The organism is Methanomassiliicoccales archaeon, from assembly GCA_038850735.1.
In the GTDB taxonomy this organism is placed as follows: Archaea; Thermoplasmatota; Thermoplasmata; order Methanomassiliicoccales; family JACIVX01; genus JACIVX01.
The window spans coordinates 19,808-35,406 of record JAWCLO010000006.1; the positions used below are offsets into that span (position 1 = coordinate 19,808).

At 48.8% G+C, this 15,599-nt stretch carries 11 protein-coding genes; 7 read left to right on the forward strand and 4 right to left on the reverse strand.

Annotated elements, in window-relative coordinates; genetic code table 11:
* Positions 1 to 17: 17 nt before the first annotated feature.
* From QW087_04905 to QW087_04920, 4 genes are all read left to right on the forward strand, one after another.
* Positions 18 to 623, forward strand: a complete 606-nt coding sequence (locus QW087_04905) for a DUF367 family protein (protein MEM2944060.1) — start codon at positions 18 to 20, stop codon at positions 621 to 623.
* 154 nt (positions 624 to 777) lie between these two features.
* Positions 778 to 3,411, forward strand: coding sequence for an ATP-binding protein (locus tag QW087_04910; GenBank protein MEM2944061.1), 2,634 nt, complete (start codon positions 778 to 780; stop codon positions 3,409 to 3,411).
* Positions 3,412 to 3,705, forward strand: a complete 294-nt coding sequence (locus QW087_04915) for a DUF424 family protein (GenBank protein ID MEM2944062.1) — start codon at positions 3,412 to 3,414, stop codon at positions 3,703 to 3,705.
* A 1-nt stretch (position 3,706) separates the two neighbouring features.
* Positions 3,707 to 4,780, forward strand: a complete 1,074-nt coding sequence (locus tag QW087_04920; GenBank protein MEM2944063.1) for an NMD3-related protein — start codon at positions 3,707 to 3,709, stop codon at positions 4,778 to 4,780.
* 2 nt (positions 4,781 to 4,782) lie between these two features.
* Here QW087_04920 and QW087_04925 read toward each other — a convergent pair whose 3' ends face one another.
* The 3 genes from QW087_04925 to QW087_04935 are packed head-to-tail and all read right to left on the reverse strand — an operon-like array spanning position 4,783 to position 7,327.
* Positions 4,783 to 5,538: a molybdopterin-binding protein gene (locus QW087_04925; protein MEM2944064.1), complete on the reverse strand. Its 756-nt coding sequence runs from the start codon at positions 5,536 to 5,538 to the stop codon at positions 4,783 to 4,785.
* Between the two features lie 17 nt (positions 5,539 to 5,555).
* Positions 5,556 to 6,386 (reverse strand): ABC transporter permease, encoded by an 831-nt coding sequence (locus QW087_04930; protein MEM2944065.1) that lies wholly within the window; start codon positions 6,384 to 6,386, stop codon positions 5,556 to 5,558.
* 5 nt (positions 6,387 to 6,391) lie between these two features.
* On the reverse strand, positions 6,392 to 7,327 hold the full coding sequence (locus QW087_04935) for an ABC transporter ATP-binding protein (GenBank protein ID MEM2944066.1): 936 nt from the start codon (positions 7,325 to 7,327) through the stop codon (positions 6,392 to 6,394).
* Positions 7,328 to 7,430: 103 nt separating this feature from the next.
* On the opposite strand from QW087_04935, the gene QW087_04940 reads away from it, so the two are divergent.
* Positions 7,431 to 8,300 (forward strand): fumarate hydratase, encoded by an 870-nt coding sequence (locus QW087_04940; GenBank protein MEM2944067.1) that lies wholly within the window; start codon positions 7,431 to 7,433, stop codon positions 8,298 to 8,300.
* Positions 8,297 to 8,902 (forward strand): FumA C-terminus/TtdB family hydratase beta subunit, encoded by a 606-nt coding sequence (locus QW087_04945; protein MEM2944068.1) that lies wholly within the window; start codon positions 8,297 to 8,299, stop codon positions 8,900 to 8,902. Before QW087_04940 ends, QW087_04945 begins: the two co-directional genes overlap by 4 nt.
* A gap of 71 nt (positions 8,903 to 8,973) precedes the next feature.
* Here the strand turns inward: QW087_04945 and QW087_04950 are convergent, their stop codons facing one another.
* Complete coding sequence (locus QW087_04950; GenBank protein MEM2944069.1) at positions 8,974 to 10,032, reverse strand: carboxypeptidase-like regulatory domain-containing protein; 1,059 nt, start codon at positions 10,030 to 10,032, stop codon at positions 8,974 to 8,976.
* Positions 10,033 to 10,223: 191 nt separating this feature from the next.
* On the opposite strand from QW087_04950, the gene QW087_04955 reads away from it, so the two are divergent.
* Positions 10,224 to 15,599, forward strand: a complete 5,376-nt coding sequence (locus QW087_04955) for an ATP-dependent helicase (GenBank protein ID MEM2944070.1) — start codon at positions 10,224 to 10,226, stop codon at positions 15,597 to 15,599.

Genomic DNA, 15,599 nt, shown 5'->3' on the forward strand with positions numbered 1-15,599 from the left:
CACGGTGGAGCAGTTGCATGATCCCCCTCGAAATGGAAGTATTTGGGTACAGTCAGTTGCAACAATGCCAAACCTTTATTTCTTTAAATCCTAAGTTACCGTCGCACATGATACCAGTTTACGTTTACGAGGGCGGCCAGTGCGATCCGAAGAAGTGCACTGCCAAAAAAATGTCAAGACTGGGGCTGGCTAAGCCGATAAAGCTGCTCCGTGAAATCCCAAGAGGGAGCATCGTGCTCGATCCGATGGCAGAAAAAGCACTTTCCGCTGAGGATAGGGACAGAGCTTTGAGAAGGGGGATTGTTGTCATGGATATTTCCTGGGAACACATCGATCTGTTTCCCAAAATCGAGAAGAGTGTGGAGCACCGAGCGCTTCCTTATCTACTGGCCGCGAACCCTGTCAATTGGGGGAAACCTACGAAGCTGAGCAGCGCGGAAGCTCTGGCAGCAGCATTGCACATCCTTGGTTTTTTTGATCAGGCAAGGAGCATCCTGTCAAAATTTTCGTGGGGCGAGCAGTTCATCAACCTTAATAAAGAATTGCTGGATCGCTATGCACAAGCTAAGACAAGTGCTGAGGTCGTAGACATTCAAAAGGATTACTGCGGATCTCTGCCGTGATATAGCACATCAATTTTCTTCGAAAGCGGAAAGATGAAAGTATTTTGTAGGCGATCAAATTCTGCAACCGCTCAAAATTCATTTACTCGGAGCCGTTATATACATCAGATTCTTACGGCCTTTGCCGCGTTTCACGCCAGGAGGCATCGATCTCTTGCCAGTTGAATACTCGAACGAGGATCTCATCGCCAGATGGGAAGAGTTTTTTGAAACATCAGCGTACAGAATCAAGATTCTCGAAGCTTCTGATCTTTTCCCTGAGGTGAGGAGCCTTCTTATTCCTTACTCGGATATTGACCAGTTCGACCCCGATGTTGCAGATTATCTTCTCCAGCATCCTTACAAATCGCTATGGGCTGGAGAGCAGGCGATGAGAAAACTTGTGCCGCCAGGAAGAGAAGGTGTCGATATTCATTTGCGGATCACTGGACTGCCTAGGGACAGCAGGATTGAAATTAGAAAGTTACGCAGTAAGCATCTTGGCAAGCTCATTTCCGTTGAGGGTCTCGTGAGGAAGGCCACCGAAGTCAGACCCAGAATCACGAACGCTCTCTTCCAATGTATGCGGTGCAATGCCATCATCAAAGAGCCGCAAGAGGGTCTTTATTTTAAGGAACCACTCGAGTGCCATAAGGAACAAGGTGGATGCGGGCGTGCCGCAGGCTCTACAAGGTTCAAATTGCTGACTGAGGACTCCCATTATGTTGATACGCAAAAGATTGAGATTCAGGAGAGCCCCGAGGGATTAAGAGGGGGCGCTCAGCCAGAAAGGCTCATTGGATACCTAGAAGACGATATCGCCGGCAAGGTCGCTCCTGGGGACCGCGTAATTCTCAACGGTGTGCTTCGCTCGGTGCAGAAGGGGACTCAAATCAAGTCGACGCTTTTTGATATCAATTTAGACATCATTTCGGTGGAATTCCAGCAGCATGAGTACGAGGAAATCGTAATCAGCGAAGAGGATGAGCAGGAAATCATTAGGCAGGCGAAGAGTCCCGACATCTTTGAGAAGATTGTGCGATCGATCTCGCCTGCGATTTACGGTTACGAGATAGAGAAGGAAGCGATCGCTCTGCAACTCTTTGGCGGAGTCCCGAAGCAGCTCGAGGACGGGACGAGGATTCGCGGCGACATTCATATCCTGCTTGTCGGTGACCCTGGTGTTGCCAAGTGCGTCACTTGCGATGCCGAAGTGACACTTGCGGACGGCTCAAGGCGCAGGATTGGCGAAATAGTCGAAGAGGCGCTGGCATGTGGTAAGATCGAAAAAGTCGACGACGGTTTCTATGCGGATATAAATCTGGACATCCTGACCTTCTCGCACCGTGGCATTGTTGAAAAGGGAAAAGCCATAAGGGCGTGGAAGCGGCGTGCACCAGATTACCTATTCCGCTTGACAACTGAATGCGGCAGGACGATCATCGCAACGCCGACGCATCCGCTGTTTGTCCAAAACGGCCCGCGGATACAGCCGAGAAGAATAGACAAGCTTTCTGTGGGGCATTACATTGCTGTGGCTGAGGGATGCGGAAGAGCAGGACCAGATGACACCATAGGATATGCTCGCGGACTCATGTGGGACAGGATAGCGTCGATTGAAAAGCTTCCTGCGGAAGACGACTGGGTTTACGATATTGAAGTGGAGGGTACTCATAATTTCATCGCAAACGGCATCCTTTCGCACAATAGCCAATTATTACGGTACATGTCTGAACTCGCTCCTCGCGGGATTTATGCGTCTGGAAAAGGCTCATCGGCAGCGGGGCTTACAGCAGCCGCCGTTAAAGACGAATTTGGGGAAGGCAGGTGGACGCTTGAGGCAGGGGCCCTCGTTCTGGCTGACAAGGGGATTGCAGCAATCGATGAGCTGGACAAGATGGAGGAGCACGATAGGAGCGCAATGCACGAAGCGATGGAAAGCCAGACGGTAACTGTAGCCAAGGCAGGCATCACGGCAAGGTTGCAGTGCAGGTGCGCCATACTGGGTGCGGCAAATCCGAAATACGGCAGGTTCGAAGAGCATAATTACATCGCAGACCAGATAAACTTACCACCAGCTCTGCTTTCGAGATTTGACCTCATTTTTGCCATGACGGACAGGCCGGACGCGGAGCTCGATGCAAGAATCGCCGATCACATACTCAAAGCGCACCGATGGGGTCAGATCAGAAAGTACAGCGACCCAACCGAGATCGCCGGCATTCAGTTGGACGCTATTGCGAAGGATAGCCAAGAGCTCGTTCCGGTGTTTTCCAGGGAGTTCTTCAGAAAATACATTGCATATTCGAAGCGCATAGTCCCCGTGCTTACTGATGAGGCAATGAGAATCATCCACGATTATTATCTCCAAATAAGAAAGCAAGGTGAGGGCGAGGGGTCCTCCGTCCCGATCACTGCTAGGCAGCTCGAAGCATTCGTCCGGTTATCCGAGGCGAGTGCGCGGGCGAGGCTGAGTTACCTAGTGACGGCCGATGACGCGAGGCGTGCTGTGAGGATCGTCGAATACTACTTGAGAAAGATTGCCGGAGAAGCCGGAAGGCTGGATATCGACATCATCACAACCGGTGTGAGCAAATCGCAGCGCGAACAAATCAGCGTGCTGAAGAAACTCATCGCAGACCTTGCAGACCCAGCCAAGGGCGTATCGGTGGAGGCACTAGTTCAAGCAGCGGACGCAGAGGGGATTTCCGAGGACCGTGTGAGGATGCTGCTGAAGCGACTCAGTTCTGTAGGTGAAGTGTATTCTCCTTCGCCAGGTTATTACAAGTTGGTATCGGAGGAGTTTTAATTGATTACCTTGCGCGTTCATAGGAGCGGGAGGGAAATCGTGGTGGCCGCCTGCGACAAGGATCTGATTGGAAAAGTCTTTCGTGAGGGTGAGCTGCATCTAGAAGTTTCAAGAGGATTCTACGAAGGTGACGATGCAGACGAGGAAACGCTTGTTAACAGGCTCTCAATGGCAACCATCGCAAATCTCGTTGGCGAGGTCACTGTTGGCATAGCAATTAGGCATAACTTTATCAATGAGGACTGCGTGTTGAGGATTGCTGGTGTACCCCACGCACAAATGGTGAGAATCTAGAATGTTTTGCGTCAACTGCGGCCGCGAAGGCCCTTTATACGAAAACCTATGCGCATCGTGCTTCCTCGAGAAAACGCAGTTTACCAAGATCCCTGATCACGTGGACTTGGTCCAGTGTACGCTATGTGATGACTTTCTTTTAGATAGGTCATGGCGTGCATATGGATCGATCGAAGAAGCTGCCTGTGAGCTCGCAGTTCAGTCGATCTCCATCCGCAGAGGAGCGCTCTTGAGCGATAGCAGCGTCAAAATCGTGCAGAAGGATGAAAGGAATTATGGCCTCGAAATCGAAGCTGAGGTTAGAATGGGAAATCTTGAGAAGAGAGAAAGACTTTCGACAGTTGTCCGCATCAAGAAGGGACTATGCCAGCGGTGCAGTAGGATCAAAGGATCGTATTACGAATCGATCATACAGGTGAGAACGAGAGAAAGGGAGTTTCCGAAGGAAGAGATGGAAGCCATGCTGTCGGAAATTGAAACGCTCGTAGAGAAGGCATCGAATAGGAGCCGGGATGCGTTTATTTCGAAAGTTGAGGAAGAGCAGGGAGGATTCGATGTTTACCTTTCATCATCTTCATTGGGCAAGGCCGTATCAAGGGAGATCTCAAGGATATACGGCGCCGAATTCAAGGAATCCCCTAAGACCGTTGGAAGGAAGGACGGAAGGGATGTCAGGCGACTCACTTATCTCGTTAGGCTGCCCTCCTATCGTGCGGGAGACGTGATACGCCACAAGGGCGTCCTTTACTGCGTTCAGGGGATAAGTCCTCAAGGGGTGAGGCTAGCACGCCTTGAAACGCATGAATCTGTTGTTCTGTCAGGCAGCGAACTCGAGTCAGCAAGGGTCCTCGCTAGGAAAGAGGACATTGAGGATGCAGTAGTGTTAAGAGAGGAGGAGAAAGAACTGGAGATCCTCGACCCCTGGTCGCTGAAACCCGTTGTCATTAAGAAACCATCGGGCTACAGAAGAAGGGAGAAGACAGCAAGAATTCTCGTGCTGGACGATCAGATATATCTTGTACCCCGTAACCGGGGAGCTGGTGGTTTGGGAAAATCAAATGCTTCTGATGAATGAAATCAATCTTCAATGAATGCATCACGCGACTTCTCGATGAGCTCTTTGAGCTCTTCAGCTGCCTTTTCCACGGTTTCCTTGTTATCCCCCTTCACTATAACCCTGTTCCCCCTTTCACGCCACTGCTCGTCTGGAAGCGAGGCAATCTGCACATTGTATTTTCTCACTATCTGATTGAACAGCGGCTCCATCGTCGTCTCACCACGCCAGGCTCTGATTTCCACAGTATATACTCTTTCAGGCTCGATCCTAGGCAGGATGTATGCTTCGAACATAGGGATCATTTCCTTGGGAAAGCCAGGGAGGCAGAAGATTGTCATTTTGCCCTTTCTTGCCTCGATGCCGCAGGCGGCGCCCGTGAGATTTTTAAGCGCAATGGCCCCCTTTGGAATCGTTGCCATCCTAAGCGCCTCCTCATTAAGGACCGGCCTCTTGCCGTACATTCTCTTTACAGCCTCGCTCAGCCACTCGACCGCCTCCTCGTGGACTTCGAGATCTGTGCCGAGAAACTCTGCAACGGCGTATCGGGTCAAGTCGTCGAGGGTAGGACCAAGTCCTCCCGTGAGGATGATGACGTCGACGCCCCGACTCTCAGCGGATTTCAAAACATCAACGATTTCTGCCTTATCATCGCGCATGATCGTGATCATATTCACGGACGCGCCTTTCTGCTTGATCATCTGGATCATCTGTGCGGGGTAAGGGTTTATCTCACCGGTAAGGAGCTCGTCGCCGATGTGGACAATTTCAATCTTCAACTCCGCACCCCCTAATTTCAGGCAGCCATCTCCCTCCGCGAGAAGATCACCATCGCAGCCGCAAGAGCCGCAATGATGTACACGATAGCGACAATCACAGCTGTTGTAACTTCTGGATAATAATATGCGATTTCAAGCACATCGTTGCCGATTGGAATTTGGCGTATGAAATCCGTTGGATAAGGTGTTTCCATTATGTATTCAATGGCGCCAGCGGCAAAGCTGATCGAGAAATTCGGTTTGACCTTCGCGAAGGTCAGTATTCCATCGACAATGGAGAAGATGAGCAAGAATAAAGCAAAGGTCATGACGAGCGCACCTGTTGAACCCTTCATGACAGAGCTCACCAGGTATGCCACCGAAGTCGCCGCAATGCCGAAAAGTAATGCGAGGCCAAATGAAGATGCCGTCAAGTTCGACAAACCACCGTCCACTGCGAATACAAGAATTGACGATATTCCATAGAAGATCGATAGCGCCACAAAAATGATCGCCACCGACGCGAGAAATTTCCCGGCAAAAATAATCCTCTTTTTTATAGGGTTTGGGAAGAGGAGGTAGCCTGTGCGGCTTTGAAATTCCGATACGAGAGAATCGCTCGCCAGAAGCGTGACGCCTATGACGATCAAGAACCACACCCACTGGATGAAGACCTTTGAAAATTCTGCTGGATCTTCAGGATAATCTCGGCCAAGCGCCGGCGGCACGATCATGATAAGGGCAATCATGAGGAATTCCAGAGCGAACAAGCCGAGAAGCCTCCGGCTCCTCAAGTATTTCAGCAATTCATAGCGCGCTACTGTCATCATCTGGTTAAAATCTGATGGTATACTGGAATTATTTGCCAAACACCTCACCTCGAATCTTCGATGAGGGACATGTAAAGGGATTCAAGGGGTATTCCCATTTCCCTGAAACTCACGATCTTAAGGCCTAACGAATACATGTCCGCCAGAAGCTTCGCTTGTCTTTCCTCATCCCCATCGAATGTGATCTTGAGCATCCTCTCGCCTATAGAGTTTGTCGAAATGACACCGTCGAAATGGGAAATTCTCTCGACATAATATCCCTCTAGCGGCTTGAGGACCCGCACCTCTATGTCCCTTACCCTGGTCTTATTCACGAGCGACGACACGCTGTCATGGAGGAGGAGCTTTCCCCTATTGATGAGTGCGACGCTCTCACAGACTTCTTGAACCTCGTTGAGGAGGTGTGAACTCATGAATACCGTAAACTTGCTGTTCTTCAGATCTTTGAGGATGTTCCTCACCTCGACCATTCCCCTGGGATCGAGACCGGACGTCGGCTCATCGAGTATGAGGACGCTCGGCTCGTGAAGTAGTGCTTGAGCGATTGCGAGACGCTGCTTCATGCCCTTCGAAAACTTGCCGATCTTTTTATCGGCCCATTCTGAAAGTTTGACGGTCTCCAAGACTTCCTTTATTCGTCTATTGATGTCTTGTCTTGGCATCCCCCTCAGGGTGCCAAGATAGCTGAGAGTTTCCACAGGTGTCAGATAGGGATAAAACTCGGGCGTCTCGACCACTGCCCCTATGTCAGCTAGAGCGGCTTTGGGATCCTCGAGAACATTGATTCCATTCAAATAAGCGCGACCAGATGTCGCAGAAAGCAAATTTGTCAGAATTTTTATCGTCGTCGTCTTTCCTGCTCCATTAGGTCCTAGGAATCCGAGGAATGACTGCTTCTTTACAGTGAGGTTGAGTGAATCGACCGCCCTAAAGCTGTTGAATTCCTTCGTCAGCTCCTCAATCACAATAGGCTCTGCCATATGAACGACCGCGCTACGATCCCTTGGAACACAGAGGTATCGATATTAATGTTTTCTCCTTAAAACAAAGTATTATTCCGATCGACACGATTTATTCGATCTGATGATATCAAGACAATTGATTGAGGACGTCGCGTTCAATCTTCTCAAAAAATCTTCGATCGACCTTCCTCGGGACGTCGTAGAAGCGATCAAGAACGCCTTTAATTATGAGACCTCGGAGATCGCGCGGATCCAGCTAAACACAATCCTCGACAACATCAGCGAGGCGTCAAAATGTTTGATTCCCATGTGCCAAGACACTGGCATACCTATATTCTTCGTCAAAGGGGATTGTTGCAGGGAGATCATGGAGGGAATCAGGGCGGGGGTGCTGCGGGCCACTGATGAAATTCCTTTGCGTCCCAATGCAGTTCACCCTATCACGCGGAGGAATTCGGGTAATAATGCTGGTGTAAATATGCCCTACGTACATTTTTCGCCAGGAGAAGACGGTTTTATCGAGATCGCCGTCCTCCCGAAGGGAGCGGGTGCAGAAAATATGAGCGCACTGAAAATGCTCAATCCATCAGACGGTCTCGATGGCATCAAATCATTCGTGCTCGATACAGTGGTGAGCGCAGGTGGAAAACCATGTCCGCCAATTATCGTTGGTATAGGGATAGGCGGATCCTCGGATGTCGCGATGACACTTGCTAAGGAAGCGCTCCTCCTGCCGCTCAATAAGAAAAACTCTGATGGTATGCTGGCATCCCTTGAGGAGAATATTCTCGCAGCACTCAACCAAACGGGTATAGGACCTATGGGGCTCGGAGGACGTACAACCGCGCTAGGCGTTAAGATCAGAATGGCGCATTGCCACACGGCGAGCCTCCCTGTCGGAGTCAACATCCAGTGCTGGGCTGCGAGAAAGGCATTTGCGAGAATCTATGGCGATGGAATCGTTGAATATAGTCTGGAGGGATTTCAGTGAATCTTGAGACACCCCTTAGCGAGGAAACTGTTCGATCGCTTTGTATTGGAGACATCGCCTATCTCAACGGGATCGTTTACACCGCCCGGGATGCGGCACATACGAGAGCGCTTAAGATTATTGAAGAGGGAGCACAGCTCCCGTTCGATTTAAAGAACGCAGCTCTTTATCATTGCGGTCCCATTGTCAGGAAAGTCGGGAGGGATGGAATCGAATGGAAGGTCCTCGCCGCCGGTCCCACGACGAGCGCTAGAATGAACTCACTGGAACCGACCTTCATATGTCATACAGGGATAAGGGCGATCATAGGCAAGGGAGGCATGTCGGTGGAAACTGTCGAGGCAATGCAGCGATGCGGATGCGTTTATTTCGCAATTACTGGTGGCGCGGCGGTCACAACCGCGAATAAGATCGCGAGGGTCGTTGATGTTGCATGGCTCGATCTCGGCATGGCAGAAGCGATGTGGGCATTTGAAGTAAGAGATTTTGGCCCGCTCGTCGTTGCCATCGATGCGCACGGAAAAAGTCTATATGATGACGTTGAGAGGACTGTAGTGGAAAATATTGTAAAAGCGAGGAAGATTCTGGGATTTCGATCTTAGAACCTCCCATAAAGATTTTGTGAGAAAAGGTTCTACTGCCGTGCGAAGAGCCGATGCCGTTGCGATTTTCATTACTTTGAAGGTTTTACTTCCTTTTCCTCAGTCTCCTTCTTTTCCTCCTTTACCTCCTCTTCAGCAAGCAATCCAGGATTCCGTGCAACTTTATATTTGACAAATAGTGAGATGATGAGAATGACGATTGCGACAGCGAGCGCAACCACCATCAACGAATGCGGTAAATCGAATCCTGGAATAAACCCGGTGCTTTCCTCGATTGCTTCCTTCTCAAGGAAAAAGTCTAGGCGCTTGTTTTCAAAGGGCGAGAGCGAAATTTGAATGATTTTTTCCTGGTAACCAGCTTTCCTGAAAGTCACTGTATAGCTGCCTGCTGGAACGCCCGTTATGGTATAATTTCCATTTGAATCGGTCATAGTGGCGGTCGAAAATGACTGCGCTTGAACTATGACTTGAACACCTGGAATCGGAACGTCGCCCATATACACAGTTCCGAAAATTTTGGCGGGCTGTTCAAGCAGCGTGAAATTGAGGATTGTTTTCACACCTCTCACGATAAAAATAGGTTTGTTCGAGTAGTTCGTCCAATAACCTTGTTTCTCAGCGTAGGCAACATACACACCCGGGGCTATACCAGTGATTGTGTATTCACCAAGGGGGCTTATAGAAGTGCCAGAATAGTTGTATTGTTCGTTCTTCAAGTAGACAATCGCACCAACTACTGGCGCCGTTCCATTCGTCACGTGTCCGCTCAAGCACCCAAGGATTTCTGACATGGTAAAGTTCAGCGTCAAAACTGTAGAAAACCCAACAACCACGTTCAGATAGGTGATATTTGCCCTGTAGTTTTCGAGCGATGCTGAGATATTATAAACACCAGCGGGAAGTGATATGTTATATGCGCCAGAAGAATTGGAATAAGAGGAAAAGATCGTTCCAGTTGTTGTATTTGTAGCCGTGATGTTGACGCTGGCGAGGGGCATTCCTTTATCGTCGAGAACGCGTCCGATGATGAAAAATACATCGCCCTCTTGCGCCATAGCAGGAGTAGAAAACGCAAGCACCAAAAGTGAAACTATAGACGCAATGAGCAGTGCGCCTCGGCAAATTTTCATGTCGTTTGCGGATTATGAGCTGACATGAATAAATTAATTGCGAATCTCTAAAGCGAGATGCAGTATAACCGAGTGGACCTAGCGATGCAAATGGCGCATTGTGGACAAAGTACGTTGCCAGCATAACCTCGCAAAGTAGTAATATAAGGATGATCAATGAATTATGATTTCCTTCCTGGAGAGAAATCCGAATGATAGAACGAGTCACACGTTGTTACACAAAAGATGAGGTTCTAAGTCTGATGGACCCGCTCATTCGTGAATGGTTTAGTTCAAAATTCACGAAATTGACAGAGCCGCAGGCATATGCCATCCCGCTGATTCACAGCAGGCAAAGTGTGCTCGTTTCCTCACCAACTGGTTCTGGTAAAACTTTGACAGCGTTTCTGTCGATAATAAATGAGCTTCTAAAATATTCAAAAAATGACAAACTTGAAGATCGCGTATATGCGGTCTATGTCTCTCCGCTAAAGGCTTTGGCAAACGACATCAATCGTAATCTGGAAGAACCACTTAGGGAAATGCGCGCACTTGCAGAAGGAAAGGGTATGAAGTTTCCAGAAATCCGCGTGGGTGTGCGGTCTGGTGACACCTCGTCCTACGAGAGGCAGAAGATGCTGAGAAAACCGCCGCATATCTTTATCACAACACCAGAGTCGCTTGCTCTCGTCCTTGCTGCGCCAAAATTTCGGGAGAGATTCTCGAGAGTAGAATATGTAATCGTTGACGAGGTGCACGAAATTTGCGATTCGAAGAGAGGTGCTATGCTTTCACTCACACTCGAGAGGCTACAGGCCTATTGCGAGAGACCATTTGTGAGGGTAGGTCTTTCTGCCACTCTTGCCCCAATTGAGGAAATAGCGAGTTTTCTCGTCGGCTTTGAAAAGGGAAGAATGAGAGACATCAAAGTGGTCGAGGTCCGGAGCCAAAAGAATTTGGATCTTAAGGTTCTCTGCCCGACCGAGGACATGACTGCCCTCCCCTATGAGATTGTAAACTCGAAAATGTATGATCTTTTAAAGGATCTTGTGGAAAAGCATACAACCACATTGATCTTCACCAACACGCGATCAGGCACCGAAAGTATCGTATACAAGCTAAAAGAGAGGGGAGCTGAGGCGATCGAAGCACACCACGGCAGCCTCAGCAAATTGACGAGGCTCGATGTCGAGGGAAGATTAAAGAAAGGCGAGCTGAAGTGCGTTGTTTCCTCTACATCCCTCGAACTCGGCATTGACATCGGATCAATCGATCTCGTGTGCCAAATAGGCTCACCCAAGTCGGTAGCAAAGGCTCTGCAGAGAATTGGAAGGAGCGGCCACGCCTATGGGCAGACGTCCAAAGGAAGGATCATCGTATTTGACAACGATGACCTCGTTGAGTGTGCGGTCCTTTCAAGGGCTGTCAAGAGAAACCAGATCGATAGGGTCACCATACCTGAGAACTGCCTAGACGTCCTCGCTCAGACTGTGGTGGGTATGTCGATCGAGAAACGGTGGGAAGTGTTCGAAGCGCTTGAAATCATACGGAGATCTTACTGCTACAGGAATCTCCCGGACGAGAGATTTTTCGACGTCCTGCGGTACCTCGGAAGCAAGGACGCCTTCGAAGGCGTTTATTCAAAAATCTGGTACGACGAAGCTGAGGGCCGTTTTGGAAGGAAGCGCGGTGCGAGAATGATTTACGCTCTCAATTTAGGGACTATTCCCGAGGAGGCGAATTACACCGTATACACTGAGAAAGGAGCTCCTGTTGGCGATCTTTCGGAGAAGTTCGTCGAAAGACTTTCTCCTAAGGACATATTTGTGCTTGGAGGGCGCACATATGAATACATCAAGACGAGAGGTATGAAGGTCTTCGTAAGAACAGCAAGCGGCAGGAAGCCCACGGTTCCTTCCTGGACAGGCGAAATGCTTCCCCGCAGCTTTGATCTTTCGATGGAGATCGCACGCTTTCGTAGGGAAATGGCTGAGAAGCTCATGGCGGAGGATGATGAAAAGATAGTCCACTGGTTAGTCACAGATTTCAACATCGACTGTGGCTCGGCAAATTCAATACTCAGCTATTTCAAAGAGCAGTTTGCCTCCTGCGGTTTCATTCCGAACGACAGAATTCTTGCTGTCGAGGGATACAGGGACATGGCGGGGAACTACTGCATCATTTTTCATTTTCCGTTTGGAAGACGAGTTAACGATGCCCTTTCGAGGGCGTACGCATTCCAGATAACGAAGAGACTCGGCTGCAATGTGAGTGTGTCGATCAGTGATGATGCCTTTCTACTCAGCTCGCCGAAGCCTGTCGAACTAAAGAATATTGAAAGGCTTGTCAATCATGCCGACCTGGAAGATGTTTTAAGACGGGCAGTCAGGGACTCAGAGATTTTCAAACAGAGGTTCCGGCACACGGCTGCACGAAGCTTTATGATCTTGCGGAATTACAAAGGTAGGGAGGTATCAGTTAATAGGCAGCAATTACGCTCAAGCTTCTTACTCGATGCCCTGAGCAGCATTGAAAACATGCCCATTATTGAGGAAACTTATCGAGAGATACTATACGACGTCATGGATTTGCAGAATGCGAAACTGGTTTTGTCGATGATTGAAAGAGGCGAAATGAATGTGCGCGTAATCGACTATTCTTCTGCGCCTACGCCCTTTGCTCACGGAATTATTCTCGCTGGTATCTCCGACATTGTGTTAATGGAAGACAGGAGTCTGTTGCTTAAGGAGCTGCACAGGAGAATTTTGTCAAAGGTTCTTGTTTCGGAAGTTTCTGAGTTTGAATTCGAAGCAGACCAGGTGAACGCTTATTTCAGAAGGAAACTCGGGACAATTGAGAGGAAAGAAGACATCGTGCGTCTACTCAAGATGGCAGGGCCAATGAGAATATTTAAAGAGAGAACACGCAGCATTTACCCCTTCACATCCAAAGAAAGGAAGGTTGTCGATAGATGGGCTATCGAATTGATGGAGGAGGGAAGGATTGCAACAGTCTACATCGACGATACATATTTTGTTGTTATCGAGGATCTTGATATCTACGCAACGGTATTCGAAAGAGAGCGGCGGCTCGGAGAGCTCGAAAGAAGGGTCTTGGAACTATTAGACTCTGAAAGAACTCAGATGCAGATCGCGCAGGAACTAGGACTCAGCTCTGAAGAGGCCGGGCACATTCTTCATATTCTTGAGTCGGTACAGATCGTTGGAAGGACTGCTCGAAGGGGAGGCCAGTGGTTTTTCAAGCGGAGAGTGTGCAGAAAGGTGGATCGTGAGGAAGCACTCCGTATTGCCACCAGCAAATTCGTAGGTTCAAATGGGCCTGCAACGGCCGAGGAAATTGCGTACGCGCTCAATATGCCTGACGAAATTATTATCGACGTCGCTGAGTCAATGGTCAATGAGGGCATTCTTGTAAAAGGGAAGTTCATCGTATCGGAAAAACCGCAGTATATGCTGCGCATTGACTACCTGAGGCTGAGGAGCGAAAATCTGAATGCTTTTGACTCTGGGACTGTAGAATCATACCGCCAGAAAAAACTAGATGGACCATTTGAAACCATCGAATCGTGTCTCAAGTTTCTTGGTGGTGTCGGCAGTCCACTCGATGTCTATCACCGCGTACCTGGCTTTTCATTAGCAGAATGGGAACGGCTCAGGAAGTCTGGGAAGATATTGATGGGCAGATTTCACAGGGGCCATGTGAGGTATGTTCTAGCGGAGGATGCTCCTCTCTTTGTTGCAGCGTACAGGCATCAACCGCTGGGACAGAGAGACCTTGAGGTTCTGAGGGCAATAGAGAGTCACGAAGGAATCAGTCTAAGACAATTAGCAAAAAAGCTAAACATGACAAAGGATCAACTGAAGACAATTATCGACAGGCTTGATAGAAACCTCTATATTGTCAGGGGTTACGACGAGAGTGAAGTATTTTCGAGGGAAAACGTCTATGTACCGCTCAACGTTCCAGCCCACGAGGGCAACGCCATCCATGAAATCGTCAGAAAATTCATCAGGGCTTATGGACCAGTACCGATGAGGGCGATCGCGGGTTTCACCGGATTTTCAGAAGAGGACATATCAAAAGCCGTTGAAGGCGAAGACATTTCGAGAATTGTTGTCGGAGACACGCAAACTGAGATGCTGATTTATACTAGTGAAATCGAAGCGCTTGAACACATTTCGCGGGGGGAAAGAAGGATTCGCGTGAGATCCCTTCATGATCCATCAGTACAGCACTTATGGTCTGAGGTCGAGTCAAAGTATGGCGATAGGTGGATTTACCCTCTAGTACGCGATGGAACCCTCGTTGGAGCCCTCGAAATGTGGAAAATGAGTGGATGTGTTGAAATTAGAGAGATCGATACCGGGGATCAAAGTCTCATTAGCGAGATTCTTACTTCGATCGACGAAGTGATGGACTTTTACAAACAAATGGGCATCGACATCGTCAGAGTGAAGGAAATCTTCGGCTTGGAACCCAATGGAATTTCGGCAGATCTGCTGGAAGAATTCAGTAAAGCAGGATACCACAGAATAGGAAACGCACTGGTTAAGGGGAATTTTCTGCCTCTTGTGTACCCCTGGGAAGATATCTTGCAGTACCTATTCTTAAAACAGTCAATACTCTATCAGTCGAACTTTGACAACGTGATGGCGTGCGTAAAGAAAATCGGTGCTCTCAGGTCCGATACCTCTGCATACCTGAGGTGCAGAGTGAGGGTACCTTTGAAAAGACTCTTTGAGCAGGGGCTTCTTATTAGAGCCCATATATTACCGCCCTTCATTTCTTATACAACACTGGAATTCGCCTCTCTCTGCAGGAAGGCGAAAGATGTCGTTCTCAGCGAAGATATGAAACTTATTTTGCGTATCATTGGAGACCGCGGCTCAATCTCAAAGAATGAACTCTTTTCGATATCGCCATTTGGATATGGCCGTACCTATGAGGCCTTGAAGAAACTCGTCGATAGCACAGCAGTCTATTTCGACGGAAGAAAGAAGGTCTCAGTCACTCCGGAAATAGATTTAACCGTCGAAGAAGCTCGAATTCAACTTCTCACGCGGATGTTTGAGAATTTTGGGATTGTCAGTGCGGAGAATCTTGCGAGAATTTTGAATCACTTCATACCGATGAGAGAGCTGCGCAGGTTGCTCTCGGTGCTCGAAAATGAGGGGGTTCTGGTGAAAGGATACTTTGTAGAAAATGATGAGATGCTCTACTGGATGCTGGCGAAAGATGTGCCGATGAAAAAGGTGGAATCCGAGGAGGGATTTGTACTCACCTCCGATGACAACCTCTTCTTTTATTTACAGACCTGGCTCAAGGGGAAGATAGTGCGGCGCGGGGATGCAATTTTCAAAGGTCCAAGAATCGTAGGCAGTTTCAGGGCTCACCGGGCCGGCTCCAATCTTTACCTCGATGAATTTTCTGGAAACCAGGAGGCTAAGAGAATTCTCAGGGCGTTCATCAGAATGCATAATTATACATTGAGAAAAAGCAAAGAAGAAAAGGTGCCGGATTGGGAAATACAGGAGTTCTATGAGAAGACCCATCCTGGCGAAGTCTGA